Consider the following 24,950-nt stretch of genomic DNA (forward strand, 5'->3'; position numbering starts at 1 on the left):
CCCGGCCGTGAACGGTTTCCCGGAATCGACGCGGCTCGCCACGGCCGCGCCGCCGCGTGCGGTTCCCATGACAGGACTCGTATTTCGAGCACGAGTTGCCCCCTAAAATTCCCCGATCCCGCCGAAAGGAGATCCCCTCTCTCCGGAGGCAATGTTTACCGTTGGTTCACCGTGAGTCAAGAGGGAGTTTGACGGTCTCGGCGGGAGAGGATCGATGTTCTTGGCGGAGGGTGATGTTCCGGTTTCGGTAGGCGATCACGATGGAAATTCGTCTCACCAATCGAGATGTGCGACAAGGGTCGTCCAGGATCGCCATTATCGGGTGTGCCCGAACCGGCGAGGGCGGGTGCCCGCCCTGGTGGGGATTTCCCGGCGGAAAGACGTACGCTCGAAACGGCCGGGCGGCCACGCTATTCGCGGGCCAAGAAAACCGTCGCACCGAATCGGACAGGGAAAGGCCAATCAATGATCAGCTTGAGCGCGGTCCTCGGGATCGCGGCCATCGCCCTCGGTCTCGTCCTCTCGCCGGGCCCCAACATGATCTATCTGGTCTCACGGTCGATCCTCCAGGGCCGCAGGGCCGGGCTGTACTCCCTGGCGGGCATCGGGGCCGGTTTCCTGGTCTACCTCACCGCGGTCACCGCGGGACTCATCGCGGTCTTCACCGTCGTGCCGCCGCTCTACCTGGCGATCAAGCTGGCGGGTGCGGCCTATCTCCTCTGGCTCGCCTGGAACGCGCTCAAGCCGGGGGGCGAGTCGGCCTTCACGCCCCGGCCGCTGCCGCCCGATCCGCCACGCAAGCTGTTCACCATGGGGCTGCTCACCTGCCTGCTCAATCCCAAGCTCGCGATCCTCTATGTGTCCCTGCTGCCGCAGTTCGTCGACCCCGCGCGCGGTCATGTCGCCGAGCAGAGCCTGCTGCTCGGGCTCACCCAGATCGTCATCGCCCTGACCGTCAACGGCGCCATCGTCATCACCGCCGGCGCCGTCGCCGCCTTCCTCAACAAGCGCCCGGCCTGGCTGAGGGTGCAGCGTTATCTGATGGGCACGGTGCTGGCCGGGCTCGCCGTCCACATCGTCACGCAGCAGACCGCCAACGCCTGACCGGCCCCGCGCCGCGCCGTTCCCGTGTGGTGCGGGAGAGGCGGGGTACGCGAGGGAGAACAGGACGAACACCGACGAAGGGGGGCATGTCATGGCCGACGCACCGAACCCGATCCAGATGCAGAAGCACCTGAAGGGCGTGGACTATCCGGCCGGCAAGTCGGACCTGATCCGCACGGCCCGTGACCAGGGGGCGGACGACGACGTCATCGACGCGCTCGATCGCATCCCCGACCAGCAGTACGACGGCCCCAACGCGGTCAGCAAGGCGGTCGCCGAGACCCGGTAGGAGAGGGCCCGGTGAGATACCGGTCCCGGCGCCGGGCGGCCGGCGCGGGAGCGTTCCCGCGCCGGCCGCCGGTGTGACGCCAGCCGTGTGACGCCGCCGGCGGGACGCGTCGTGTGATGCCGCTCCTGTGACGCCGCCGGTGTGACGCCGCCCGTCGTACGGGCGGGTGCGGCGGGCAGGCCCGGGGGTCAGGACCAGACGGCGGCGATCGGCTCGGCGAGGGCGGCGGCCTGGTCGATCCCGGCCGCGAAGGCCGGTCCCCACAGGGCCGGGTCGAGGACGTTCTGGCCGAACACCGCGACCGACGCCGTGTCCGGGTGGACGACGTACGACGTGGGCGCGCCCGCCTTCGCCATTTCGGCGTCGAGGACGGCCCGGGGGGTCAGGGTGCCGAGCGGTTCGAGCACCACGAGCGCGCGGGCGCCCTCCGCGAGGTCGGCGTTGGTCGCGGAGCGGACGCCGCCGTCCACGTACCTGCGGCCGTTGATCTCCACGGGCGGGAAGACCATCGGCACGGCGCAGCTCGACGCGACGGCGAGCACCAGCGGCGCGCCGGAGGCCCGGTCCCATACGACGAACTCGCCGGTGGCCGCGTCCACGCTGGTGATCAGCAGCTCGCGCTCGGGCCACTCCTTGACCGGCAGCCTCTCGCCGACCGCCGCGAGCCGATCGGCGTAGTGGTCGACCCTGGCCGCCAGGGCCATCTGCCCGACCCTGCGCCTGGCCTCCAGCGGATCGAGGGTCGGGTCGAACATGATGGCGAACGCCTGCATCACCTCGTCCATGTGGTCGACGGCCGGAGGCGGGCCGGTGTCCACCACGGCCTGGTGGGCGATCGCCTCCTCCAGGTCGGCGCCGGTGGCCACGAGTGTGCCGACGACCGAGCCGGCCGAGGTGCCGATGATCCGGTCCGCCGTCCCCAGGTCGACGCCGAGGCGGCGCAGGCCGGTGACGATCCCCGCCTCCCAGGCGATGCCGGCGACTCCTCCGCCGCCGAGCACGAGAGCAGTAGTCATAACCAGAATTATGTTCCACGGGAGTGTGTGCTCGGGCCATTAGTGAAACCGGTTCCAATTAGTCTGGACGCCAAACTATTGACGGCGCTTCCGCCGATGTGTGAACCTTCCCTTCAGATTTCCATGCACGTAGGAGAAGGACGGTCAGGGTCCCCGCCTGGTCGTGCATGGCCGGTTGTCCGTGCTCGGAGGGAAACCGTCCATGCGAAGATTCGCAGCCCTGCTCGTGGTCGCCGCCGTGGCGCTGGTCACGGCCGTGATCAGAATGTCCCCGGTGTCGGCCGTCGCCGCCGACTCCTACACGTTCAAGAACGTGCAGATCCTCGGAGGCGGCTTCGTCCCCGGGATCGTCTTCAGTCCGGCCCAGAAGGACCTGATCTACGCGCGCACCGACATCGGCGGCGCGTACCGCTGGAACCAGTCGTCCCAGGCCTGGACGCCGCTGCTCGACTGGGTCGGGCAGTCCAACTGGGGCTACAACGGCGTCGTCGGCATCGCCCCCGACCCGGTGGACGCCAACAAGGTGTACGCCGCCGTCGGCATGTACACCAACAGCTGGGACCCCAACAACGGCGCAATCCTGCGCTCGTCGAACAAGGGCGACACCTGGCAGGTGAGCCCCCTGCCGTTCAAGCTGGGCGGCAACATGCCCGGCCGCGGCATGGGCGAGCGCCTCGCGGTGGACCCGAACAAGAACAGCATCCTCTACTTCGGCGCGCCCAGCGGCAACGGCCTGTGGCGGAGCACCGACTCCGGCGCCACCTGGTCGAAGGTGACCAACTTCCCCAACGCCGGCAACTACGTCGCCAGCCCCGGGGACGCGTACAACGGTGACAACCAGGGCGTCGTCTGGGTGACCTTCGACAAGCGGACCGGCACGTCGGGCAACGCCACCCAGACCGTCTACGTGGGCGTGGCCGACAAGGCCAACACCGTCTACCGCACGACCAACGGCGGCACCTCCTGGGAGCGGGTGTCCGGGCAGCCCACCGGCTACATCGCCCACAAGGGCGTGATCGACACGGCCAGCGGCTACCTCTACATTGCCACCAGCGACACCGGCGGCCCGTACGACGGCGCCAAGGGCGACGTGTGGCGCTACGCCACCGCCACCGGCGCCTGGACCCAGATCAGCCCGATCCCGTCCAGCAGCGGCGACGACTACTTCGGCTACAGCGGCCTGACCATCGACCGCCAGCACCCCGGCACGATCATGGTCGCCACCCAGGTCTCCTGGTGGCCCGACGCGATCTTCTTCAGGAGCACCGACAGCGGCGCGACCTGGACCCGCATCTGGGACTGGACGTCCTACCCGGACCGCAGCTTCCGCTACAAGATGGACATCTCCGCCGCTCCGTGGCTGACCTTCGGCACGAACCCCCAGCCGCCCGAGGTCACCCCCAAGCTCGGCTGGATGAACGAGTCGGTGGAGATCGACCCGTTCAACTCCGACCGGATGATGTACGGCACCGGCGCGACGATCTACGGCACCACCGACCTCACGAAGTGGGACTCGGGCGGCCAGTTCACGATCAAGCCGATGGTGAAGGGCCTGGAGGAGACCGCCGTCCTCGACCTGATCAGCCCGCCGAGCGGCGCCCCGCTGGTCAGCGCCCTGGGCGACATCGGCGGCTTCCGGCACACCAACCTCGACGCCGTGCCGTCCATGATGTTCACCCAGCCCGTCTTCACCTCCACGACCTCGCTCGACTACGCCGAGACCAACCCGAGCGTGATGGTGCGGGCCGGTAACTTCACCGACTCCGACCGGCCGAACGACAGCCACGTGGCCTTCTCCACCGACGGCGGGGCCAACTGGTTCCAGGGCACCGAGCCGGGCGGGATCAACAACGGCGGCACGGTCGCCGCGGCGGCCGACGGCAGCCGCTTCGTCTGGTCGCCCGCCGACCCCGGCATCCAGGTCGTCTACTCCGTCGGCTTCGGCAACAGCTGGAGCGCCTCCACCGGTGTTCCGGCCAACGCGATCGTCGAGTCCGACCGGGTGAACGCGCAGAAGTTCTACGCCTTCTCCGGCGGCAAGTTCTACGTGAGCACCAACGGCGGCGCGAGCTTCGGCGCCACGGCGGCGACCGGGCTGCCCACGACCGGCGTGCACTTCAAGGCGCTGCCGGGCAAGGAGGGCGACGTCTGGCTGGCCGGCGAGGGCGGCCTGTGGCACTCCACCAACTCGGGCGCCTCGTTCACCAAGCTGTCGAACGTCGGCAGCTCGATCAACATCGGCTTCGGCAAGGCGGCGCCCGGCAAGACGTACCAGGCCCTCTACCTGGCCGGCACCGTGGACGGCGTGCAGGGCCTGTTCCGGTCCGACGACACCGGCGCGAGCTGGGTGCGCATCAACGACGACCAGCACCAGTACGGCAACATGGGCGAGGCCCTGACCGGCGACCCGCGGATCTACGGCCGGGTCTACCTCGGCACCAACGGCCGGGGCGTCATCTACGGCGACCGCGACGGCGGGTCCTCCCCGTCGCCGTCGCCGTCCGCTTCGCCCTCGGCGTCCCCGTCGAAGTCGCCGTCCCCGAGCCCGTCGCCGAGCCCGTCGGCGTCGCCGTCCCGGAGCCCGTCGCCCAGTCCGTCGGCCAGCCCGTCGCGCTCGCCCAGCCCGTCCCCGAGCCCGTCGCCGTCGGCGAGCCCGTCGGGCGGCAAGGGGTGCTCGGCGACGTACACCGTGGTCAACCAGTGGCCGGGCGGCTTCCAGGGCGAGGTCACGGTGAAGAACACCGGCAGCGCCTCGATCAGCGGCTGGAACGTCAAGTGGGCCTTCGCCAACGGCCAGACGGTCAGCCAGTTCTGGAACGGCACGGTCAGCCAGTCCGGGGCGAACGTCACGGTCACGAACGTGAGCTACAACGGCTCGGTCGGCTCTGGGGCGTCCACCACGTTCGGGTTCCAGGCGAGCTGGAACGGGACCAACGCCGTCCCGTCGCCGGTGACCTGCACCGCCTCGTGAGATAACACCACAACGGCCGTACGGATGAGCCGCCCCGGCGGCACATCCGCACGGCCCGTCCGGCGTCCACGCCACGGCACTGGGGGAAAATCGCGTGCGCGCCGAGCGCCACCGGGTGTTGCATGGAGCGGATGATCGACGAACCGCTGGAACGACTGCGCGCCGCCGCCCGGCGCACCCGTGAGCTCGCTCTGAGCCGGGCGGGCACCGGCCTGGGCCACGAGGACGCCGACGACGACGTCGGCACGATCGGCACGGACGGCGCCCTCGGGTTCGATCCGTTTCCGCTGCTCGAAGCCCTTCATCGCAACGGCGCCCGAGCCGTGGTGATCGGGCAGGTCGCCGGCATCATGCACGGATCCACCGAACTGACCGGCGATCTGGATCTGCTCTGGGACGGCACGCCCGCCCACGCCCCGGCCCTGGCGGCCGCCCTCATCTCCGTCGACGCTCAGCTCGCCGACGAAACGGGCACTCCCATGGCGACTCATCCGGAGGCCTTGCTCCGCCCCAAAGTGCAGTTCACCTCACCCGCAGCCGGCGGCGACTGCTGCACCCCGGCGCTCCCGTGGGGCGCCCTTCGCGTCCGGGAGATCCTCGACAGGGCGATCACCGCGACCGCCCCGGGTGGCCTGGAGGTTCACTACGTCCGCCGGGAGGACCTCATCCGGATGCGTCGCGCCATAGGCCGTCCGAAGGACCTCCGGCGAGCGGACGAACTCGACTCGCCGGCCGCCGGCCGCCGAGGTTGACGCCCGCCTCACCGCGAAGGCGCTCGTCCGCCAGGCAGGGGACCGCAGGCGTTCTCACCGCCGGATCGCGGCGGACCTCCCGCCGGGCCCGCGGGAGCACACGACTGGTGGGAAAAGGGCCTACGGATGTGACGGCCGACTGGTATGCCCGAAGGGCCTTTCGCGTAGCCTTTCTGGGGCGGGCCGTCGGGCCGCGCCTGGACAGGGGTGACTGCGCGATGGCGATCGGGGTTTACGTCGCGGCCGGCGACGCGAGGAGCAACAAGGGCACGATCGCCCTGGGCATGATCGAGCTGCTGACCCGCCAGGTGGGCGCGGTGGGTGTGTTCCGGCCGGTCGTCCGGTCCGGCCGCGAGGACAGCCTGGTCAACACCGTGCGCAGCCGCTTCGGGATCGGCCTGCCCTACGCCATGTGCACGGGCGCCACCTACGAGGAGGTGCACGCCGACGAGGAGCGCGCGGCCGGGGAGATCCTCGCCCGCTACCGGGCACTCGCCGGGCGGTGCGACGCGGTCGTGGTGATCGGCACCGACTACACCGACGTGGGCGCGCCCACCGAGTTCGTGTTCAACGCCGAGCTCGCCGCCAACCTGGGCACGCCGGTGATGAACGTGGTGACCGGGCTTGACCGCACCCCGGAGGAGATCGCCGCGGCGGTCGAGATGTCGCGCAAGGAACTGGCCGAGCGGCACGCGACCGAGCTGGCCACGGTCGTCACGCGGGTCGCCCCCGGCCTGGTGGACGAGGTCGCCGCCCGCGTCCCCGCCTACGTCCTGCCGGAGGTGCGGCGGCTGTCCGCGCCCACGGTGAGCGACCTGATGGCCGCCTGCGACGGCGAGCTGTTCATGGGCGACGCCGACCAGCTCGGCCGGGAGACGGGCGGGCTGATGATCGGCGCCATGTCGCTGCCGAACATCCTGGAGCGCCTCACCGAGGGCCTGGCGGTCGTCGTCCCCGCCGACCGGGCCGCCGCGCTGGTGCCGGGACTGCTGTCCGCGCACAAGGCACCCACGTTCCCCGCCCTGTCGGCGATCATCCTCAACGGCGGGCTCGAACTGCCCGACGCGGTCGTCCGCCTGCTGAAGGGCATGGACATCCGGCTGCCGATCATCACGACCGACGGCGGCACGTTCGAGACCGCGACCAGCTTGTCGAGGGCAGAGGGCCGGTTCAGCCCGGACGCCAAGGGCAAGATCGACACGGCGCTCGGGGTCTTCGCCGAGCACGTCGACGCCGGGGCGCTGCTGCGGAATCTGCAGGTCACCAAGGCCGCCGCGATCACCCCGCTCATGTTCGAGTACGACCTGCTGGACCGTGCCCGCACCGACCGCAGGCACATCGTGCTGCCGGAGGGCGCCGAGCCGCGGATCCTGCGCGCCGCCGACAGCCTGCTGCGCCGGGGCGTGGCCGAGCTGACCCTGCTGGGCGACGAGCGGGAGATCCGGCTGGCGGCGGCCACGATGGGCCTGGCCGTCGAGGGCGCCCGCGTGGTCAGCCCGTTCGATCCGGAGCTGCGCGAGCTGTTCGCCGAGGAGTACGCCCGGCTGCGCGCGCACAAGGGTGTGACGGCCGGGCAGGCCCGCGACATCGTCACCGACGTCTCCTACTTCGGCACGATGATGGTCCACCTCGGGCTGGCCGACGGCATGGTCTCCGGCGCCGCCCACACCACCGCCCACACGATCAGGCCCTCGTTCGAGATCATCAAGACCTCGCCGGGCGTCGGCGTGGTGTCCAGCGTCTTCTTCATGTGCCTGGCCGACCGCGTCCTCGTGTACGGCGACTGCGCCGTCGTCCCCGACCCCACGGCCGCCCAGCTCGCCGACATCGCGATCTCGTCGGCCGCCACGGCCGCCAGGTTCGGGGTCGAGCCGCGCGTGGCCATGCTGTCGTACTCGACCGGCGAGTCCGGCGCGGGGCCCGAGGTGGAGAAGGTGCGCGAGGCCACCGCGCGGGTCCGCGAGCTGCGGCCGGATCTGCCGGTCGAGGGCCCGATCCAGTACGACGCCGCGGCCGAACCGAGCGTGGCGCGCACCAAGATGCCCGGCAGCGCGGTGGCCGGGCGGGCGACGGTGTTCGTGGTGCCCGACCTCAACACGGGCAACAACCTCTACAAGGCCGTGCAGCGCAGCGCCGGCGCGGTCGCAATCGGGCCGGTCCTGCAGGGCCTGCGCAAACCGGTCAACGACCTGTCCCGCGGCGCGACCGTGGGCGACATCGTCAACACCGTCGCGATCACCGCCATCCAGGCGCAGGCGCACGGTGAGGCTCAGTGAGCGCAGGCGCGGGGGGAGACACGGTGAGCGGGCAGGTCCTCGTCCTGAACACGGGGTCGTCGTCCATCAAGTACCGCCTCATCGACATGGGGACGCGCCGGGCCGTGGCCGGCGGGCTGATCGAGCGCATCGGCGAGGACGAGAGCGTGGTCACCCACGACGGCGTGCGGACCGAGCGCCGGGTGGCCGACCACGAGGAGGGGCTGAAGGCGGTGCTCGCGGCCTTCGCCGAGCACGGGCCGCCGCTCGACGGCGTGACCGCGGTGGGCCACCGGGTCGTCCACGGCGGCAGCCGGTTCGTCACGCCGGTGCTGATCGACGACGAGGTCGAGCGGGCCATTGAGGAGATGGCGCCGCTGGCGCCGTTGCACAACCCGGCCAACCTGGAGGGCATCCGGGTCGCCCGGCGGGCCTTCCCCGGCCTGCCGCACGTCGCGGTCTTCGACACCGCCTTCCACGGCACGATCCCGCCCCACGCGCACACCTACGCCGTCCCCCGCGAGTGGACGCGCAAGCTCGGCGTGCGCCGCTACGGCTTCCACGGCACGTCCACGGCGTACGTCTCCCGCCGGGCGGCCGCGCTGCTCGGCCGGCCGTACGACGAGGTGAACTCGATCGTGCTGCATCTCGGCAACGGCGCGAGCGCGACGGCGGTGCGGGGCGGGCGCAGCGTGGACACCTCGATGGGCATCACTCCGCTGGCGGGGCTGGTGATGGGCACCCGTTCCGGGGACGTCGACCCGGCTCTGGGCGCCTACCTCGGCCGGGTCGCCGGCATGGACCTGGCCGGTGTCGACGCCGCGCTGAACAAGGAGAGCGGCCTGCTCGGCATGTGCGGGGTCAACGACATGCGCGAGGTGTGGCGGCTGGCCGACGCGGGGGATGAGGACGCCCGGCTCGCGCTCGACGTCTACGGCTACCGCGTGCGGGCCTATATCGGCGCCTACTACGCCGCGCTCGGCCGCGTTGACGCCCTCGTCTTCACCGGCGGGGTGGGGGAGAACAGCTCCCGTGTCCGCGCGCTCGCGGTGAACGGGCTCACCAGGCTCGGCATCGAGATCGATCCCGAGCGCAACGCCGCCGAGTCGGCGGAGGCCAGGGTGGTCTCCCCGGAGGGCGCCGAGGTGACGGTGCTGGTGGTGCCCACCAATGAGGAACTGGAGATCGCCGAGCAGACGGTCGCCTGCCTCGGGGACGCGTGAGCCCGCCGATCGGCGCGTTCGCGGGCTGGCTATCGTGGGCAGCGAATGGGGGTGAGCCGTGTGGCGACGGCTGAGGACAGTCGTACGGGTGGGAAACGGGACGCCGGCCATACACCGGGCTGGCTGGACCGGATCCGGGCGACTCCGGCGGGCCGGTTGACGCTGCGGATCGTCATCGGGGTGATCGGCACCGCGCTCGTGGTCGCCGGGCTGATCATGGTGCCCTTTCCGGGGCCCGGCTGGCTGGTGGTCTTCGCCGGACTCGCCGTCCTGGCCACGGAGTTCTCCTGGGCGTCCCGGCTGCTGGAGTTCGCCAAGGCGAGGGTCAGGGCGGCGACCGACTGGCTGAAGCGGCAGAACTGGTTCGTCCGCATCGTCGCGGGCGCGCTCACCCTGCTCTGCGCCGCGGCCATCGTCTGGGTGTCGGTCCGGCTGACCCTCGGCGTCGACCTGATCCAGGAGGCCGGCGAGCTCCTGAGCTGACCGTCAGGCGCGGGCCAGCCTGCGGACCGCCAGCTCGCCGAGCAGCCTCGCCCCGTCGGACAGGATGGCGTCGTCGAACTCCGCCTCCGCCGAGTGGTTGGCCGGGGCCGTGGCGAGATCCATGCCGGGCGGGCAGGCGCCGACCACGAGGAACGCCCCCGGCACCTGCTCCAGCACGTACGAGAAGTCCTCCGAGCCGGTCGCCGGGGTGGGCAACGGGAAGTAGCGGTCCTCGCCGAGGGTCTCCCGCACCGTCCGGGCGGCGAACTCCGCCTCGGCGTCGTTGTTCACCGTCACCGGATAGCCGATGCCGAACGCGCAGTCGACGGTGAGTCCGTGTGCCTCGCCGATGCCTCGGGCGAGCCGGACCAGGCCCTCCCTGACGCGGTCGCGCGCGCCGGTCGAGAACGTGCGCACGGTGGCCTCGAAGACGGCCTCCTCCGGGATCACGTTGTCGGTGGTGCCGGCGTGGAAGCTGCCGACGGTCACCACGACGGGGTCGAACACGTCGTAGCCGCGGGTGACGTGGGTCTGCAGGGCCGTCACGATCTCGCAGGCCGCGGGGATCGGGTCGAGGGCGCGGTGCGGGGAGGAGCCGTGGCCGCCCCGGCCGCGCACGGTCACCGTCAGCGTGTCGGCCGCGGCCAGCACGGGCCCGCCCTTGGTCAGGAACAGGCCGCGCGGGATCGTCGTGGAGAAGACGTGCATGCCGTACGCCGCGACGGGCCTCGCCCCGGCCGCGTCGAGCACACCCTCCTCGATCATCAGCCGGGCGCCCTCCTGGCCCTCCTCGCCGGGCTGGAACATCAGCACCACGTCGCCGGCGAGGTCGGCGCGGCGCTCGCTGAGCAGGCGGGCGGCTCCCACCAGCATGGCCGTGTGCAGGTCGTGACCGCAGGCGTGCATGCGGCCGTCGAAACGCGACCGGTAGGGCACGCCGGTCTTCTCGTGCACCGGCAGCGCGTCCATGTCGGCGCGCAGCAGCACGGCGGGGCCGGGGCGGCCGCCGCGCAGGACGGCGGTCACCGACGACAGGCGCTCGCCGGTGGTCGTCTCCAGGGGCAGGCCGTCGAGCGCCGCGAGCACCTTCTCCTGAGTGCGGGGCAGGTCGAGGCCGATCTCCGGCTCCCGGTGCAGCGCGCGGCGGAGCTCGACGAGATCATCCTGGAGGGTCATGGTCCACCTTGGCGCGAGGTCGGGAGGTCAGAGGTAGAGGCCGGTGCCGTGGTCGGTCTGCTGCGTCGCCACGGCGTGCAGGTCACGCTCGCGCAGCACCAGATAGAGCTGGCCCTGGACCTCGACCTCGTACTGGTCGTCGGGGTTAAACAGGACCTTGTCGCCGCTCTTGACCGACCTGACGTTCGAGCCGGCGCCGCTCACCTCGCCCCAGACGAGGCGGTTGGCCATCTTGACCGTGGCCGGGATGACGATGCCCGCGCTGCTGCGCCGTTCCTCAAGCTCCCGCTCAACCTTGACCATCACGCGGTCGTGGAGCATCTGGATCTCGAACTTCGGGTCAGCCACGCTGGCAGTGTACGCGCAGCGGCCTCGGGCACCGTCATCGGAGGTTCACCGGCGGCGGGGGCTCACCGGCGGCCCATGGCCAGGTGGTAGCCCGTTCCCGAGTGGCGGTAGACGCCGCCCTTGCCCCACTTCAGCACCTGGAACCGTACGTGGACGGTGTTGGAGGCGACGCCCGTCAGGTCGGCCATCATCTTCTCGGACAGGTCGACGATCGCCGGGATGTCGTGCTGGGCCACGGCCCACTCGGCCGGGCCGAAGTCCTCGACGACGCCGATCGCGCTCTTCCCCTTGTAGGTGATCCGCACCTTGGTGCCGAGGGGCCAGTAGGGGCTGGCGACGGTCCGGTACCGCATCGGCTTGCCGGACGCGGTCTCGGCGTCCCAGAAGGACGTGGCGGTGGAGACGCCGGAGGGCAGGGAGGCGTCCTTCTTCATCTTGGCGTACGCCGTGCGGAGGGCCGCGTTGAAGGCCGCGCCCAGCCCGGCCAGGTCTGTGGGGATCGGGCGGGTGGTGCCGGGGGATGCGGCGGGGGATGCGGCGGGCGCCGTCCGGGTGAGCGGCGTGGAAGAGGGAGCCTGAGGGATCACCGAGGCGTGCGCGGCGGTGGCCGCACCGGCGACGAGTGTGGTTCCGGCCATCGCCATGGTGACCGCCTGACGGGCTCGCTTGCGCATGAGGTTCCTTTCGTCTCGGTCGCTGGGGGGTGGCCCTCGGGGAAGGGCCTCGCGTCGGCGGGGAGGCCCGGCTGGCCGGCGGGCTCCGCACGCGCGCCCGGGTGTGGCGGAGCGGCCCTCGGAGGGGAGGGAGGGACGGCTCCTGGAAGCGGGTCGCGCGTTCCCTGGGGAAGGGATACGACGGTTTTGCGATATACGGGATTTACGGGGGCAAAAGGTGATGTGAGGCACGAGTATAGGGAAAGAGCAAGTAAAGTGGACAAATCGATCTAAATACCAGGTAGATCGTCCTTGACGCAGGAGGGCGCCAAGGGCTCTCATGGCAAGATCGGTAAAGGCGACGGCAAGGGGCCGCAATGGCGTTCGACGACTTCAGGTGGATCAACGAGCCCGCGGAGTGGTCGCAAACCGGGGACGGCCTGCGGGCCGTCGCCGGCGCGCAGAGCGACCTGTGGCAGAAGACCCACTACGGCTACTCCTACGACACCGCCCACATGTTCGGCCGGCAGGTCACCGGGGACGCGCGCCTGACCGTGACGTTCGACGCCGACTACGCCGAGCAGTACGACCAGGCCGGGGCCGTGCTGCGGATCGACGAGGAGAACTGGATCAAGGCCGGGGTCGAGTTCGTCGACGGCGGCCACCAGCTCAGCGTCGTCGTCACCCGCGGCTTCTCCGACTGGTCCGTCACGCCCGCGCCCGGCGGCCTCGTCTCCGCGACGTTCGACCTCGAACGGGCCGGCGACGCCGTGACGGTCCGGTACGGCGTGAACGGCGCGGAGCCGGAGCACCTGCTGCGCCTGGCCTACTTCCCGCCGCAGGCGCCGGCCCTCGCGGGGGTCATGTGCGCCGCCCCGACCGGCAAGGGCTTCGAGACCCGCTTCAGCCGCGTGTCGCTGGATTCAGGTGGTGTCTGACGAACCATGCCCTGTGAGCTGGGCCGGCAGTAGATGCGGGTGGTCAGGATGGCCGGGTAGAGTCGGCCGTCGAACCGCGCGTCCCTCGACTGCACGGCCCGTACGCAGTGCTCGCGGTAGAGGTGCATCCCTTTCTGTATGCGTCTCTGTATGCGTCCGGCATCGGCCACGCGGGTGGCCGATGCCGGCGGGAATCCGACACGAAGATCGGCTGACCCGGCGCGCGGTCCGGCCCGCCGGGGAGCCGGTCCCCGGTGGGTCAGGCGAAGTAGTGATCCTGGTCGAGGTCGGCCAGCAGGCCGGGCTCCCGGGGGTGCCAGTCGTAGCGCTCCCGGGTCGCGGTGCTCGACGTCGGGTTGTCGTTGCGGGCGAACCGCAGGATCCACCCGAAGTGGGCGGCCGCCTCCTCCTCGCCGAGGGAGACCACCGGCACGCCGAGGCGGCGGCCGATGACCTCGGCGACGGCCCGCAGCGGTACGCCTTCCTCGGCGGCCGCGTGCAGGACGGCACCGGCCTCGGCCGACTCCAGGGCCTTACGGTAGAGCCGGGCGGCGTCGAGGCGGTGCACGGCCGGCCAGGGCCAGCGCGGCCCGCTCCGCCTCGCCCCGGTGGGCGCCGCAGCGCCGCCGGGTCCGGGCCGTCGGTCTCGGTGCCGACGCGGCCGGGGGTGAGCAGACCGGTGGCGGAGCTGATGACGAGGGGGCGGCCGGAGCCTTCGAGGGCGTCGCCGAACGCCGCGAGTGCGGCGAGCTCGGTGCGCAGGCCGCCAGGCATGTCGTCGTGGTCGAAGCCGGTGTGGATCACGCGGTCCGCGGCTCCCGCCGCGGACCGCAGATCGGGCGGTGGGAGTCCTACGACCGGGCGCGGTCGTGCAACGAATGTGCGGAGCAACGGTGCGTGCGCGGCGGAGCCCGAGCCGCATCAGAGCCTCTACGGAACTCGGCGCGGTGCAAGAACCCCGGACATACATAGTCGGCGGAGACGAGGACAAGTGGTGCCAGGCGCGAGCCGCATGTGCATTTGGCCGCTGGCCGGGGCGGTGGTCCTGGTGACAGTCGCCCTGGCTGCGTGCCAGCCTTACCGGGACGAGATCTTCAACATCGTCAACGAAACTGGCGAGAACGTCGTGGTCACCTGGAACAGGGGCGACCTGTACGCCAGCCTTCCTCCCGGCGGATCCATCGAGAAGATTCCGCCGCCAAACCGCTGCCGGGTCACTCCACTGCCCGACGACCGGTTCACGGCGACGACGGAGACCGGAAAGCGCTACACCTACGGACGGCCCATGTGCCAGGGAGAGACCTGGCACATCCGCAAGCCTCTTCCATCCTGAAATCGCAGCTCATAGCCGGTGAGCCCATCGATCACCAAGGCCTGGCCGCGCCGACCGCAAGCAGCTCAGCACCTCTTGCGATGCTGGAGTCATGAGCGATCTCGAGCCTGTGAATCTGAAGTTGCTCGCTGGGTTCGCCGCGAAGATTGATCCGTTAATGCAGGGCGTCCTCGTCCGTGGGGATGTGGAGCAGATACGCGGCCTCGTCCTCGAAGCAGCGTGGAACTGTACGGAGCGGCCGTACTTCGAGCACCTGTGGGGGGTAGGCGGGCTCTACCGCGCCTGGATGGAAATCGACGACATCCTCGACGGCTGGCCCGTCGACTACGGCGCCGGCACCGATGCCCTGGCCGTGCGCGAGTTCAGACTAGCGGCCCAGGAGTGGCTGGACATGCCGGGTACGGAGACCGGGTTCCGGGACTACGTGCATCGGTGGGAGAGGCGGGTAGCGGAAGACACCTGGCCCGCACCCGGAGGAGTCCACTGGCGGCAGCGGCTGGCCGCGCCCGGCGATCGCGACGACTCCCGCCAACCTTGACATCTTCACAATCTGACGGCGCTGGTCAGCACAGATACAGGAAGGCCGGGTTGACGCTCCCACGCCTGCGTCCGGGCGAGGGGAGCGTCCGGTGGGCCGGGAACTCCCGAGGCGTGATGTTCAAGACTCGTGCCGCGCCGGCGACCAGCGTCAACCGTAGTGTTCGCCGAAAGATCGAAGTCATCCAGGGCTCGCTTGATTTGTAGCGGCTGAGGGTCCGGCTGAGTTGCTGCGCTTCCGGTGACGTAGTCACCCGAGGTAGTCTGTCGGTGACGCCGGGAACCGCGGGTTCCTGGAAGCCGTGAGGCCAGGTGACCTGGGGCATGACCGGGAGCCTGGCCTGGCGCGTTTCAGGGTTCGGATCAGAGCACCCTCACGGGGAAGTCGATCACTCTGTCGCCGAGAATCTCCCGGTAGCGAGGGTCGCCCAGCTTCTCGGTGCGGACGGCGCCGGCCACGATGTCGGCGACCCACAGCAGGGCCTCGCCCGCGCCGGGCAGATGATCGATACGGAAGTGAGTGCCCTTGGGCAGGGTGTATCGGGCGTGCTGCACGGTGGTGATGTCCTAGTGTTGAGCGTTGGCTGGCGGGCCTCCATGAACAGCTGCTCGACTCCGAACCCGTGCAGCTCGAGCACCAGCTGGTGAAGGCAGTAGGCGCGGGCGCGCTCTTGTCTACGCTGGTGGACCGGGGACCCGACCGCAACGACATGCAACCCCTCGATCTCGGCCACCGTGTAGGCCAGCTCCAACCGCTCCTTGTCATCGCGGGCGACCCAGTGCAGTTTGGCCGGGGCGTGCCGGGCCTGCGCCCGCAGCATCTGCGCACGGGCCGACTCCTGCGCGGAAGCAGGGATGATCACGGCAGCGATGATGTAGAAGCCGGTCGTGTCGTGCTCCTGGAACGACTCATCCGCCCACGCGGTGCTCGCCCTCACGCGGCATCGTCCCCCGCGGGCCTCCTCGGGATCGGGCCCGTAGCCGCCTCGTAGTCGGCGATGGCCAGGAACGCCGCATGGTAGACCCCGATCATCACCCGCCGCGTCTTCACGATCGGCTCCCAGCCACGGTTGCCGTGCGACAGGTCCATGTCGTGCAACTGCGCCGGCGGAACGACCCCGTACGCCTGCGCGGCCCCGGCCACGACCTCGTCCAGGGTGCGCGTCAGGAAGATCGCCTGGTCCTTCGGGGCCAGCAGCGCAACCATGGAGTAGCGGTCACAGGTCAAGCTCTCATCCGCGTACGCCAACAGCACGTCACACAGCGTGACAGACCGCCGACAGCCTCGGGCGGAATCCAGCGGTCACTCGGCGAACACACCTCGGCGTGACCTGGGATGAAACGGCCACGATCACTGCGAACCGGACTGGCGGATGGATGAGCCGAGGGCCGTGCCGCCGGGAAGCCGTGCTCAGCCGTCCCGCGCCCACAGCCGCAGCTTCTCCGGATTGCGGACCACCCAGATCCGGGTGACGCGGCCGTCGGCGACCTCGAACGAGGCCACGGTCACGACACCGCCGGCATGCTCGGCCACCAGGCCCGGCGCACCGTTGACCGGGCGCTCCAGGAGTTCGAGCCCCGGAGCCGTGCGGGCGATGGCGAGCATGTACCGGGCGATGCGCGTGCCGCCTTCGATTGGGCGCAGGACCGTGCCGGCCACGCCGCCGCCGTCGGCGGTCATCACGGCGGCCGGGTCGAGGAGGTCGACGAGCGCCGCGATGTCCATCGTCTCCCATGCCTTTTTGACCCGCCGCACCGTGTCCCGCACCATGTCGGCCTGGCCCGCCGCCGGCATGGGAGCTCGCGCGACGCCCACCCGCCGCCGGGCGGAGGCCGCCAGCTGCTTGCAGGCCGCAGGGGTCCGGCCGAGGACTCCGGCGATCTCGGCGAAGGGGTAACGGAAGACGTCGTGCAGGACGAACGCCACCCGCTCGGCGGGCGTCATCGACTCCAGGACGACCAGGAAGGCCATGGCCACCGACTCGTCCAGGACCATCTGGTCGGCGGGGTCGGTGCCGGGGCCGTGGTCCCGCCCGGCACGCCCGGACAGCGACCCCGACAGCGACTCGGGCAGCGACCCCGACAGCGACCCCGACCGTGACCCGGGCAGCGGCTCGGGCAGCCACGCACCGACATAGCGCTCACGCCGGGCCCGCGCCGAGCCGAGCACGTCCAGGCAGATGCGGCCGGTCACCGTCGTCAGCCAGGCGCCAGGAGAGACGATCTCCTCCTGCCGGCTTCGCGGCAGGGCGTACCAGCGCGCGTAGGCCTCCTGCACGGCGTCCTCGGCGTCGGCCAGCGAACCGAGCAACCGGTAGGCGACGTTGATCAGCCGACGCCGTTCCCCGGCTGTCTCATCGGTGCTCGTCCCCGCCGTCCCCATGCTCCCGGCGCCTCCTCGCCTTACCTTTCGCGGGCCCGCGTCGTCGGGCTGGTGAGACCTTATCGATCGACTGCCCCCGGGGGCGGAACAGGGGAACACGGCATGGCCACCCAGGCGACGGCACAGCGCGGCTTCTCGTTTCTGCGGATCGCGATCAGCCTGCAGACTCTGACCATCTTCGTTCAGGCGGTCTCCGCCGGACTGCTGCTGACCTCGTCCTACGGACAGACGCTGCACAGTGCCGGAGCCCGCGTGATGTACGGCGCGTCGCTGCTGTACGTGCTCGCCGCGGTGCTGGCGTGGAAGCCGGGCGGCGGCTCGCCCCGGCCCGTCTGGCACGCGTCCGGCTTCCTCGTCCTCGCCTCCGTCCAGGTCGTGCTCGGCATCGCGCACGTGCCGTCGGTCCATCTCCCCCTGGGCGTCCTGATGTTCGGGCTGAGCCTGCTGGCGTTGACGCGGCGTTGACGCGGCGCCGACGTCCCGGGGCACACCGGGATCAGCCGGAAGGCGCGGTGGAGGGCAGGCTCAGTTCGGCGAAGATCGCCCGGTGGTCGGTCATCGGCAGCCGGTGGACGCTGAACGCCCGGACCGTGACGCGCGGGTCTACCAGGATGTGGTCGAGGGTGACGGGCGGCACCGGCAGGCCGTTGAAGTCCGACGACCTCCGGTAGGGCCAGGTGCCCGCCAGGCCGTTGCCGGTCGCGTCGGCCGAGTCCCGGTAACCCGCGTCGAGCAGGCGCCGGACCCGGGCGTGGTCGAGCGTGGCGTTGAAGTCCCCGGACAGGATCTGCACGCGCTCGCCCGGGTCGGGCAGCGAGGCGAGCGACTTCGACCAGCATCTGAACCGGTAGGCGTAGCGCGGCGCGCACGGGTGCACGGACACGACGGCGACGGGCCCCGCGCCGGGAACATCGATGACGCCCGCCGCCTGCCGGCGGCCGTTGACGGCCGTGAACCCCTCCGGCCGCAGGGGGAACCGCGTGAAGAGCCCGGAGCCGTCCGAGCCCTCCCGGGACCGGTCGTCCGCGTACGGCAGGAGCGCGGTCAGCCCCGCCGCACGCAGGCCCGCCGAGGCCTGCGGGGTCAGCTCCTGCAGCGTCAGGACGTCGGGACGCAGCCGCCGCACGAGGTCCACCAGCACGGCGGGCGGCACGGAGCCGTAGAGCAGGTTGGCCGACAGGACCCGCAGGGCCGGAGTCTGCGTCTTCGATGTGCTCAGGGCGGCGGCGCCGCCCGCGCCCGCGCCGGTCGAGGCCCGCGAGGACGGGTCCGACAGCGCGCGGGGCAGCACGCAGGCCGCCAGCGTCGCGGTGACCGCCAGGCCCGCGACCAGCGCCGCCGGGCGCCGCACGAGCAGCGCGACCAGCGGCGCGACGACCGAGGCGAGGGCGACGTACGGCGTGAACGCCACCAGTTGCACCCACCGGAAGCCGACGTCGCCGGGCACCAGCCGCAGCAGCGCCCACAGCGCGAACGGCGCGACCGCCGGCCACGCGAGCAGGCCGCGCCAGATCCCCGGGCGGCCCGCCCAGCCGGCTGTCAGTCTCGCCATCCCCGGACTCCTTCCTGAAAGATCCACCGTACGACGGTCTGCACGTGCATTCGGGGGCTCCACGCCGGTCGGGGCAGGCCGTACAGTCTCCGGCATGGATGTGGAAGCGAGAGTCCTGGACGCCCTCGACGAGGCGGAGACCGTGCGCCTGCTGGCCGATCTGGTCAGGGTGCCGAGCATCACCGGCACCGACGCCGAGTCGGATCTGCAGGACCGGTGCGGCCGCATGCTGACCGAATGGGGCCTCGACGTCGACATGTGGAAGCTCGACCTCGACGATCTCCGTTCCCGCGAGGGGTTCCCGGGCATGGAGGCGGAGCGCGCCGAGGGATACGGCGTCGTCGGCGTCACCGAGGGCGAGGGCACGCCCGCGCTCATCCTCCAGGGACACGCCGACGTCGTGCCGATCGGCGACCCGGGCAAGTGGGAGGGGCAGGACCCGTTCGGCGCCCGCCTCGGCGCGACCACCCTGCACGGGCGGGGCGCCTGCGACATGAAGGCCGGTCTGGCCGCCAACCTCGCCGTGGTGCAGGCGCTGCGCGCGACCGGCGTACGGCTCGCGCGTCCCCTCGCGGTCCACTGCGTCGTCAGCGAGGAGGACGGCGGGCTCGGCGCGTTCGCCACCCTGGCCAGGGGCCACACCGGGGAGGCGGCCGTGATCACCGAGCCGACGAGCGGGAAGCTGATCACCGCCAACGCCGGCGCGCTGACCTTCCGCCTCGAGGTCGCCGGCCGAGCCGCGCACGGCGCCACCCGCTACGAGGGGGTCAACGCCGTCGAGGCGTTCGTGCCGGTGCTCCAGGCCGTCAGGCGGCTCGAACGCGCGCGCAACGCCGATCCCGGCCCCCTGTTCGCGGACAACCCGCTGCCGTACCCGATCGAGATCGGCACCGTGCGCGCGGGCGACTGGGCGAGCACCGTGCCCGACCTGCTCGTGGCCGAGGGACGGCTGGGCGTCCGGCTCGACGAGGACCCGGCCGACGCCCGCGCCGCTCTGGAGACGGCGCTCGCCGATCTGGACGACCCCTGGCTGCGGGACAATCCCGTGCGCGTCACCTGGCCGGGCGGGCAGTTCGCCAGCGGCCGGCTGCCCGAGGGGCACCCGCTGGCGGAGGAGGCGGCCCGGGCGGTGGCCGACGTGACCGGGGCGCGGCCGGGCCGCACCGCCGCGCCGTACGGGAGCGACCTGCGCCTGTACGCGGGTGCGGGCGTGCCGACCCTGCACTACGGGCCGGGCGACGTCCGCTTCGCGCACGCCCCGCGCGAGCAGGTCGACCTGCGGGAGCTCCGCGACGTCACCCGCGCCCTGGCCCTGCTCGTCCTGCGCCGCTGCGGCGTCCGCTGAGATTTCTGTGACGGCTGTCAGCAGTCGGCGGTGACCGAGGAGATCTCGTTGAGCGGGAACTCCAGGTAGTCGCCGGCCTCCTCGCACCACGCGTCGAGCACGCCGCTGCGCAGTTCGCCGTGGCTCACCGTGGCGGTGACCCCGTCGGCCAGCGTGATCATCGCGCGTACCTCGCGGTCCACGACGAAGCCCAGCAGCGACTGCTGGGCCGCCGGGAGCCGGGTCGCCATGCGCCCGATGACGGCCCATGTCTGGCGGGGCTGGGCCGCGGCCGCCACCGGGCCGCCGCTGACCAGCAGCCGCCTGGCGTGCTCGCGCGGGTCCGGCGGGGGCTCCAGCGGGGGGCCGGGATGTTCGAGCTCGGCGACCCGCCCGCCGGGCAGGAGGATCAGCCGCCCGCCCGGCGGCTCGCGCCGGATGGTGATCTCGCCGGTGTCGTCCACCGGCACGGGGGCGTAGCCCGCCTCCCTGAGGGCGGCCAGCGTGACCGCGGCGGGCGCCGCGCCGGCGAGCACGGTCGGCGCCAGCAGCCGCAGGCCCAGCTTGGCCAGCTTCCGGTGCGCGGCGATCTCGGCGAGCAGCGTGGGGTCGGACCCCTGGACGATGCAGCCGACCGACGACACCGTGACCTCGCCGTGCCGCCGCGCCACGTCCCTGATCAGGTAGGTCAACGGCTGGGGAAGCGTCCCGGCCTCCGACAGGTCGGCGATGAGCGTGTCGGCCGTTTCCCCGCCGTCCAGGGCCCGCCGTACGCTCGCGGGGCCGAACCGCCACACCGACGCCGAGCCCTGCGACTCACGGTCGGCGGCGCGGTCGAGCAGCGCCGCGAGCTCGACCGACGGCGGGCCGGTCACCACGGCGGTGAGGTCGGCGCCGAACAGGGCCGTGCGCCGCGCGCTCGCCATGGCGTGCGTGGTGGCCTTCGCCAGCGCGGGGTCGTGCTCGACCTCGGGCGCGCACTCGCGGCTCTCGTCGCCTGCCGCGGCCGCGAGCGGGGCGAGCGCCCGGCCGAGACCGGTGAGCGCGTCGCAGGCCACGAGCCCGAGCAGGCGGGCCTCCTCAAGCACGGCCGCCGCGCAGCCGTCCAGCAGTTCCCGGTCGAGCAGCGGGGCGCGCCAGTGCACCCGCTGCACGAGCTCCGGCAGCGTCGCGAAGGCCCTGCCCTCGGGGATCTCGGCGAGCGCCGCGAACAGGGCCCACCGGATCCTGGCGATCGTCTCGCCGGCCGGGTCGTCGCCGAGCGCGGCCGGGTGGCGGCCGTCCACCAGGCGCAGCGACGAGCGCTCCATCCGCCACCACGCGGCCAGCAGGACGCGCAGCCGCATGGGCGCCTCCTCCAGCCGCCACGCGTCGTACCGGCCGGCCGGCGTCAGCCCGCCCGCCTCCTCGCTGATCGCGATCAACCGGGCGACCGCGCAGACCTCCAGCAGCAGCCGGGTCTCGTCCTCGGCGCAGCCGGTCTCCCTGGCCAGGCGCTTGATCTCCCGCACGCCGACCCCGCCGTTCTTCAGCAGCGGCAGCGGCGTCTTGTCGACGTTCTCCAGCAGCGCGGTGGCCCGGTCGAGCACGTGCGGCGCGGCCAGGCACATCGCGTGCTCGACGGCGTCGGCGTCCGCCTCGGCCGTGGCCAGATCGGGCGGGTACGGCGTGAACGGACCGCGGTAGTCGGGGCCGCGCAGCGCCAGCGCGACCTCACGGGGCATCTCGGCCAGGTCCCACTGGGTGCGGAAGAGCAGGCCGTGGTCGAGGGCCCACTTCTCCGGCGTGCCCGGCGTGATGAACCGGTTGCCGTTCACGCTGCGGACCGGGCCGTCCCACGCGAAGTCGTCGAGCATGCCGAGCGTGCCGTCGGGGGCGTCGTCGAGCAGCGACCCCAGGCGCTCGCAGTCGCCGAGCAGCGCGGTGATCCTGGCGATCACCTGGCGCCTGCCGCCGTGGGGAGACAGGTCGAGCACGCGGCACATGCGGCGCAGCGCGTCGGTGCTGAGCTTCCACGAGTCGAGGTACGCGCTGAGAGGCTCGCCCAGGCCGCAGGGCGCGGTCCACCAGCGGGCGACGGCCTCGGCCACGCTGATCCTGCCGTCACGCCCGGGCCAGGCGACGGCGTGGTCGTACAGGCGGTCGAGCCAGGGGATCACCGTGGAGGCGCTCACCCCGAGGAAACGGGCCAGTTCGTCCTCCGTCGGACGGCCGCCGATGACGAGGCACGCCTGCAGGAGTTCGAGAGGGGGGAGAGGGAGGCCGCGCATGACCTCCATGACGGCGAAGGTGTCGGTCAGACGCTGGGCGAGGGCGTCCAGGCGCCGGGGCCACGGTGCGGCGATCGCGTCCGGCCGGTTGGCCAGCACGCGGGCGAGCCTGTCTTCGTCGAGGCCGGTCAGCCAGCCGATTAGGTGATCGTCCATAGTTGATCTCTCGGGAGTCCCAGGAAGCCACCGTAGTGCAGATCACGGTCTCGGCCGGGTCCGTGCGCCGGCGAGGAGGGGGCGGTCACGAAGTCCGGAATCACGATATCTCTCCGCCGGCCGGTGAGAAGAGGGCATGCCGATCGGCCGATACGGCCCGATCTCAGCACATCATCGCCTGCCGCGCCGGCATTCGGGGTGTGTTCCGGGGAATCCGGGCCGTCGGCCGGAGGGCGCTCCCATGCATTCCGGGCTGCACGGGAGCGCTCTTCGGCCGACGGACCAGGACCGGCGTTAGGTAGGTCTGGCGATCGGGTTAGGTTTTCCGGCGCCCCCGGCCGGAGAGAGGTCACTGCCCGCGCGGGGCGGCCGAAGCCGGCGGCGAAGCGCGTGGCCCCGCCGTCCGGCCGCAGGCCGGTGCTCAGGCCGCCAGTACGGCCCACACCGCCTTGCCCTGCGGGACGAGCGGGCACCATCCCCAGCACACGCTCAGCGACTCCACGATGTGCAGCCCGAGGCCGCCCGGCTCGAACGGCGTCGGCTCCCGCAGCACCGGCGCGGACGATCCGGGATCGGTGATCGCGCAGGTCACGTTGGCCCCCCTCCGGATCAGCGACAGCCGCATGGCCTCCCGCGCGCGGTTGCCGGTGAGCCTCATGCCGTGCCGCAGGGCGTTGGTGACCAGTTCCGAGACGACCAGTTCCATCCCGTCGAGCAGGTCCGCCAGCTGCCACCCCGCCAGGGTCCCGGCGGCGAAGCTGCGCGCCGAGTGGACCGATTCCGCGCGGGGCGGCAGGGCGAAGGTGGCGCTGGCGGTGGCCATCCCGGGTTCGAGGAGATCGCGGGCGGGCTCCGGCCACCAGCCGATAGGCGGCCACCAGTCGAGCGTCGACCACTGGTTCTGGCCACGAGTCAGGTTCGTGGACTGCACGAGATCATGATGAGGGACACTCCCGTGCATGTGCAAGGGCGAATGCACGTGCAAGCGCGTTGTGCAAGCGCTACGGTTACCCCCGACACCACTGGGACGAAGGGGGCGATCTTTGACAGACTGTGAACCAGTCCACAAAGCGGAGGAATAGCACGTGTCCATAGATCCGCCCGGATCCGGTTCCACCGTTCGACGCATCATGCTCGGCGCGAGCCTTCGCCGGCTGCGTGAGCAGCGGGGCCTGACCCGCGAGGTCGCCGGATTCCACATCCGTGCCTCGGAGTCGAAGATCAGCAGGATGGAGCTCGGCCGGGTCGGGTTCAAGACACGTGATGTCGAAGACCTCCTCACGCTGTACGGCGTCCACGACGACGCCGAGCGGCGTGGCCTTCTGGAGATGGTCCGCGAGGCGAACACGCCCGGGTGGTGGCACAAGTTCGGCGAGGTGCTGCCGAACTGGTTCGTCACCTACGTCGGCCTGGAGGAGGCCGCCAGCGTGATCCGCACCTACGAGGTGCAGTTCGTGCCCGGCCTGCTGCAGACGGCGGCGTACGCCCGCTCGGTGATCATGCTCGGTTATCCGGACGCATCGGAGGCCGAGCTCGAACAGCGCGTCCATCTGCGGATGCAGCGGCAGGAGCGGCTCACGCGCAAGGACGGCCCCCGGCTGTGGGCCGTCATCGACGAGGCGGCGCTCAAGCGGCCCATCGGAGGGAGTCCGACGATGCGGGAACAGCTCCAGCACCTGCTGGAGGTGTCCACGCTGCCCAACATCACCCTTCAGGTGATGCCCCTCCGCTACGGGATGCACGCGGCCGAGGGAGGCGCGTTCACCATTCTCCGCTTCCCGGAGTCCGACCTTTCGGACGTGGTCTACGTCGAGCAGCTCTGGGGTGCGCTCTACCTGGACAAACGTGAGGACATCGATCCCTACCTCACGGCCATGGAGCAGCTGTGCGTGGAGAGCACCACGCCCGGCGGCACTGCCGAGATCCTCGGCGAACTTCTCAGAGAGACATAATGCAGACATATAACGGGATGCCCGCAACCGACATCGCCGGGGTCACCTGGCGGAAAAGTGCCCACAGCAACTCGACCGGCAACTGCGTGGAGCTGGCCGAGCTTCCCGACGGCGGCGTGGCCGTCCGGAACTCCCGCTATCCCGACGGGCCGGCGCTCATCTACACCCGCGACGAGATACGGGCTCTGGTGCTCGGGGTGAAGGACGGCGAGTTCGACGGCCTCCTGGTGTGATC

At 71.5% G+C, this 24,950-nt stretch carries 26 protein-coding genes; 14 read left to right on the forward strand and 12 right to left on the reverse strand.

Features of this window, described 5'->3' with window-relative positions:
• Nucleotides 1–465 precede the first annotated feature (465 nt).
• A complete protein-coding gene (locus tag FLX07_RS05330) occupies nt 466–1,104 on the forward strand; it encodes a LysE family translocator (RefSeq protein WP_142568312.1) in 639 nt (212 codons plus the stop codon).
• 91 nt (nt 1,105–1,195) lie between these two features.
• Nucleotides 1,196–1,393 carry a DUF2795 domain-containing protein gene (locus FLX07_RS05335; RefSeq protein ID WP_142568313.1) on the forward strand — a complete coding sequence of 66 codons (198 nt, stop codon included), beginning with the start codon at nt 1,196–1,198 and terminating at the stop codon, nt 1,391–1,393.
• A gap of 188 nt (nt 1,394–1,581) precedes the next feature.
• Here the strand turns inward: FLX07_RS05335 and FLX07_RS05340 are convergent, their stop codons facing one another.
• The gene (locus FLX07_RS05340; RefSeq protein ID WP_142568314.1) at nt 1,582–2,409 is read right to left on the reverse strand and encodes a patatin-like phospholipase family protein; all 828 of its coding nucleotides are present in this window, start codon (nt 2,407–2,409) and stop codon (nt 1,582–1,584) included.
• 202 nt (nt 2,410–2,611) lie between these two features.
• On the opposite strand from FLX07_RS05340, the gene FLX07_RS05345 reads away from it, so the two are divergent.
• The 5 genes from FLX07_RS05345 to FLX07_RS05365 all read left to right on the forward strand — a co-directional run bounded on the left by FLX07_RS05345 (nt 2,612) and on the right by FLX07_RS05365 (nt 10,093).
• Entirely contained in the window at nt 2,612–5,380 is a 2,769-nt protein-coding gene (locus tag FLX07_RS05345; protein ID WP_142568315.1) for a cellulose binding domain-containing protein, read from the forward strand.
• Nucleotides 5,381–5,511: 131 nt separating this feature from the next.
• Nucleotides 5,512–6,132: a hypothetical protein gene (locus FLX07_RS05350; protein WP_223852724.1), complete on the forward strand. Its 621-nt coding sequence runs from the start codon at nt 5,512–5,514 to the stop codon at nt 6,130–6,132.
• Between the two features lie 218 nt (nt 6,133–6,350).
• Nucleotides 6,351–8,408, forward strand: coding sequence for a phosphate acetyltransferase (pta, locus tag FLX07_RS05355; RefSeq protein ID WP_142568317.1), 2,058 nt, complete (start codon nt 6,351–6,353; stop codon nt 8,406–8,408).
• A 23-nt stretch (nt 8,409–8,431) separates the two neighbouring features.
• On the forward strand, nt 8,432–9,610 hold the full coding sequence (locus FLX07_RS05360) for an acetate/propionate family kinase (RefSeq protein ID WP_142568318.1): 1,179 nt from the start codon (nt 8,432–8,434) through the stop codon (nt 9,608–9,610).
• 60 nt (nt 9,611–9,670) lie between these two features.
• Nucleotides 9,671–10,093 carry a TIGR02611 family protein gene (locus FLX07_RS05365; RefSeq protein WP_229689622.1) on the forward strand — a complete coding sequence of 141 codons (423 nt, stop codon included), beginning with the start codon at nt 9,671–9,673 and terminating at the stop codon, nt 10,091–10,093.
• Nucleotides 10,094–10,096: 3 nt separating this feature from the next.
• On the opposite strand, the gene FLX07_RS05370 is transcribed toward FLX07_RS05365, so the two are convergent.
• From FLX07_RS05370 to FLX07_RS05380, 3 genes are all read right to left on the reverse strand, one after another.
• The gene (locus FLX07_RS05370; RefSeq protein WP_142568320.1) at nt 10,097–11,269 is read right to left on the reverse strand and encodes a M20 metallopeptidase family protein; all 1,173 of its coding nucleotides are present in this window, start codon (nt 11,267–11,269) and stop codon (nt 10,097–10,099) included.
• Nucleotides 11,270–11,296: 27 nt separating this feature from the next.
• The gene (locus tag FLX07_RS05375) at nt 11,297–11,617 is read right to left on the reverse strand and encodes a GroES family chaperonin (RefSeq protein WP_142568321.1); all 321 of its coding nucleotides are present in this window, start codon (nt 11,615–11,617) and stop codon (nt 11,297–11,299) included.
• A gap of 62 nt (nt 11,618–11,679) precedes the next feature.
• A complete protein-coding gene (locus FLX07_RS05380) occupies nt 11,680–12,291 on the reverse strand; it encodes an RlpA-like double-psi beta-barrel domain-containing protein (protein WP_142568322.1) in 612 nt (203 codons plus the stop codon).
• Between the two features lie 356 nt (nt 12,292–12,647).
• Between FLX07_RS05380 and FLX07_RS05385 the strand changes: the two genes are divergently transcribed.
• The gene (locus FLX07_RS05385) at nt 12,648–13,208 is read left to right on the forward strand and encodes a DUF1349 domain-containing protein (RefSeq protein WP_142568323.1); all 561 of its coding nucleotides are present in this window, start codon (nt 12,648–12,650) and stop codon (nt 13,206–13,208) included.
• Here FLX07_RS05385 and FLX07_RS38810 read toward each other — a convergent pair.
• Entirely contained in the window at nt 13,097–13,336 is a 240-nt protein-coding gene (locus FLX07_RS38810; RefSeq protein WP_142568324.1) for an Ada metal-binding domain-containing protein, read from the reverse strand. The genes FLX07_RS05385 and FLX07_RS38810 overlap by 112 nt on opposite strands.
• A gap of 131 nt (nt 13,337–13,467) precedes the next feature.
• On the reverse strand, nt 13,468–13,776 hold the full coding sequence (locus tag FLX07_RS05395; RefSeq protein WP_142568325.1) for a Rossmann-fold NAD(P)-binding domain-containing protein: 309 nt from the start codon (nt 13,774–13,776) through the stop codon (nt 13,468–13,470).
• Between the two features lie 480 nt (nt 13,777–14,256).
• Between FLX07_RS05395 and FLX07_RS05400 the strand changes: the two genes are divergently transcribed.
• Complete coding sequence (locus FLX07_RS05400; protein ID WP_142568326.1) at nt 14,257–14,541, forward strand: hypothetical protein; 285 nt, start codon at nt 14,257–14,259, stop codon at nt 14,539–14,541.
• Nucleotides 14,542–14,632: 91 nt separating this feature from the next.
• On the forward strand, nt 14,633–15,079 hold the full coding sequence (locus FLX07_RS05405; RefSeq protein ID WP_142568327.1) for a hypothetical protein: 447 nt from the start codon (nt 14,633–14,635) through the stop codon (nt 15,077–15,079).
• Nucleotides 15,080–15,441: 362 nt separating this feature from the next.
• Here the strand turns inward: FLX07_RS05405 and FLX07_RS05410 are convergent, their stop codons facing one another.
• From FLX07_RS05410 to sigJ, 3 genes are all read right to left on the reverse strand, one after another.
• Entirely contained in the window at nt 15,442–15,633 is a 192-nt protein-coding gene (locus tag FLX07_RS05410) for a hypothetical protein (protein ID WP_142568328.1), read from the reverse strand.
• A gap of 379 nt (nt 15,634–16,012) precedes the next feature.
• On the reverse strand, nt 16,013–16,333 hold the full coding sequence (locus tag FLX07_RS05415; RefSeq protein WP_142568329.1) for a hypothetical protein: 321 nt from the start codon (nt 16,331–16,333) through the stop codon (nt 16,013–16,015).
• A gap of 156 nt (nt 16,334–16,489) precedes the next feature.
• On the reverse strand, nt 16,490–17,461 hold the full coding sequence (gene sigJ / locus FLX07_RS05420) for an RNA polymerase sigma factor SigJ (RefSeq protein WP_142568330.1): 972 nt from the start codon (nt 17,459–17,461) through the stop codon (nt 16,490–16,492).
• Between the two features lie 102 nt (nt 17,462–17,563).
• Between sigJ and FLX07_RS05425 the strand changes: the two genes are divergently transcribed.
• Nucleotides 17,564–17,926 (forward strand): hypothetical protein, encoded by a 363-nt coding sequence (locus FLX07_RS05425; RefSeq protein ID WP_142568331.1) that lies wholly within the window; start codon nt 17,564–17,566, stop codon nt 17,924–17,926.
• A gap of 31 nt (nt 17,927–17,957) precedes the next feature.
• Here FLX07_RS05425 and FLX07_RS05430 read toward each other — a convergent pair whose 3' ends face one another.
• Nucleotides 17,958–19,013 carry an endonuclease/exonuclease/phosphatase family protein gene (locus FLX07_RS05430; protein WP_142568332.1) on the reverse strand — a complete coding sequence of 352 codons (1,056 nt, stop codon included), beginning with the start codon at nt 19,011–19,013 and terminating at the stop codon, nt 17,958–17,960.
• Between the two features lie 94 nt (nt 19,014–19,107).
• Between FLX07_RS05430 and FLX07_RS05435 the strand changes: the two genes are divergently transcribed.
• Complete coding sequence (locus tag FLX07_RS05435; protein WP_142568333.1) at nt 19,108–20,358, forward strand: ArgE/DapE family deacylase; 1,251 nt, start codon at nt 19,108–19,110, stop codon at nt 20,356–20,358.
• Nucleotides 20,359–20,375: 17 nt separating this feature from the next.
• Here FLX07_RS05435 and FLX07_RS05440 read toward each other — a convergent pair whose 3' ends face one another.
• Entirely contained in the window at nt 20,376–22,763 is a 2,388-nt protein-coding gene (locus tag FLX07_RS05440) for a helicase-associated domain-containing protein (protein WP_142568334.1), read from the reverse strand.
• 421 nt (nt 22,764–23,184) lie between these two features.
• The gene (locus FLX07_RS05445; RefSeq protein ID WP_229689623.1) at nt 23,185–23,694 is read right to left on the reverse strand and encodes an ATP-binding protein; all 510 of its coding nucleotides are present in this window, start codon (nt 23,692–23,694) and stop codon (nt 23,185–23,187) included.
• Between the two features lie 199 nt (nt 23,695–23,893).
• Here FLX07_RS05445 and FLX07_RS05450 point away from each other — a divergent pair, with 199 nt between their 5' ends.
• Together FLX07_RS05450 and FLX07_RS05455 are read left to right on the forward strand one after the other, a co-directional pair.
• Nucleotides 23,894–24,715 (forward strand): helix-turn-helix domain-containing protein, encoded by an 822-nt coding sequence (locus FLX07_RS05450; RefSeq protein WP_142568336.1) that lies wholly within the window; start codon nt 23,894–23,896, stop codon nt 24,713–24,715.
• Complete coding sequence (locus tag FLX07_RS05455) at nt 24,715–24,948, forward strand: DUF397 domain-containing protein (protein ID WP_079314287.1); 234 nt, start codon at nt 24,715–24,717, stop codon at nt 24,946–24,948. Before FLX07_RS05450 ends, FLX07_RS05455 begins: the two co-directional genes overlap by 1 nt.
• The last annotated feature ends 2 nt before the right edge of the window (nt 24,949–24,950 follow it).

Origin of the sequence: Microbispora bryophytorum (genome assembly GCF_006874465.1) — a bacterium.
Lineage (GTDB): Bacteria > Actinomycetota > Actinomycetes > Streptosporangiales > Streptosporangiaceae > Microbispora > Microbispora bryophytorum.

Coding starts and splice junctions, on each gene's coding strand:
- FLX07_RS05425 (WP_142568331.1), top strand. CDS start 17,564: ATGGCCACCCAGGCGACGGCACAGCGCGGCTTCTCGTTTCTGCGGATC.
- FLX07_RS05435 (WP_142568333.1), top strand. CDS start 19,108: ATGGATGTGGAAGCGAGAGTCCTGGACGCCCTCGACGAGGCGGAGACC.
- FLX07_RS05440 (WP_142568334.1), bottom strand. CDS start 22,763: ATGGACGATCACCTAATCGGCTGGCTGACCGGCCTCGACGAAGACAGG.
- FLX07_RS05450 (WP_142568336.1), top strand. CDS start 23,894: ATGCTCGGCGCGAGCCTTCGCCGGCTGCGTGAGCAGCGGGGCCTGACC.
- FLX07_RS05345 (WP_142568315.1), top strand. CDS start 2,612: ATGCGAAGATTCGCAGCCCTGCTCGTGGTCGCCGCCGTGGCGCTGGTC.
- FLX07_RS05380 (WP_142568322.1), bottom strand. CDS start 12,291: ATGCGCAAGCGAGCCCGTCAGGCGGTCACCATGGCGATGGCCGGAACC.
- FLX07_RS05405 (WP_142568327.1), top strand. CDS start 14,633: ATGAGCGATCTCGAGCCTGTGAATCTGAAGTTGCTCGCTGGGTTCGCC.
- FLX07_RS05455 (WP_079314287.1), top strand. CDS start 24,715: ATGCAGACATATAACGGGATGCCCGCAACCGACATCGCCGGGGTCACC.
- sigJ (WP_142568330.1), bottom strand. CDS start 17,461: ATGGGGACGGCGGGGACGAGCACCGATGAGACAGCCGGGGAACGGCGT.
- FLX07_RS05430 (WP_142568332.1), bottom strand. CDS start 19,013: ATGGCGAGACTGACAGCCGGCTGGGCGGGCCGCCCGGGGATCTGGCGC.
- FLX07_RS05340 (WP_142568314.1), bottom strand. CDS start 2,409: ATGACTACTGCTCTCGTGCTCGGCGGCGGAGGAGTCGCCGGCATCGCC.
- FLX07_RS05330 (WP_142568312.1), top strand. CDS start 466: ATGATCAGCTTGAGCGCGGTCCTCGGGATCGCGGCCATCGCCCTCGGT.
- FLX07_RS38810 (WP_142568324.1), bottom strand. CDS start 13,336: ATGCACCTCTACCGCGAGCACTGCGTACGGGCCGTGCAGTCGAGGGAC.
- FLX07_RS05335 (WP_142568313.1), top strand. CDS start 1,196: ATGGCCGACGCACCGAACCCGATCCAGATGCAGAAGCACCTGAAGGGC.
- FLX07_RS05350 (WP_223852724.1), top strand. CDS start 5,512: ATGATCGACGAACCGCTGGAACGACTGCGCGCCGCCGCCCGGCGCACC.
- FLX07_RS05370 (WP_142568320.1), bottom strand. CDS start 11,269: ATGACCCTCCAGGATGATCTCGTCGAGCTCCGCCGCGCGCTGCACCGG.
- FLX07_RS05385 (WP_142568323.1), top strand. CDS start 12,648: ATGGCGTTCGACGACTTCAGGTGGATCAACGAGCCCGCGGAGTGGTCG.
- pta (WP_142568317.1), top strand. CDS start 6,351: ATGGCGATCGGGGTTTACGTCGCGGCCGGCGACGCGAGGAGCAACAAG.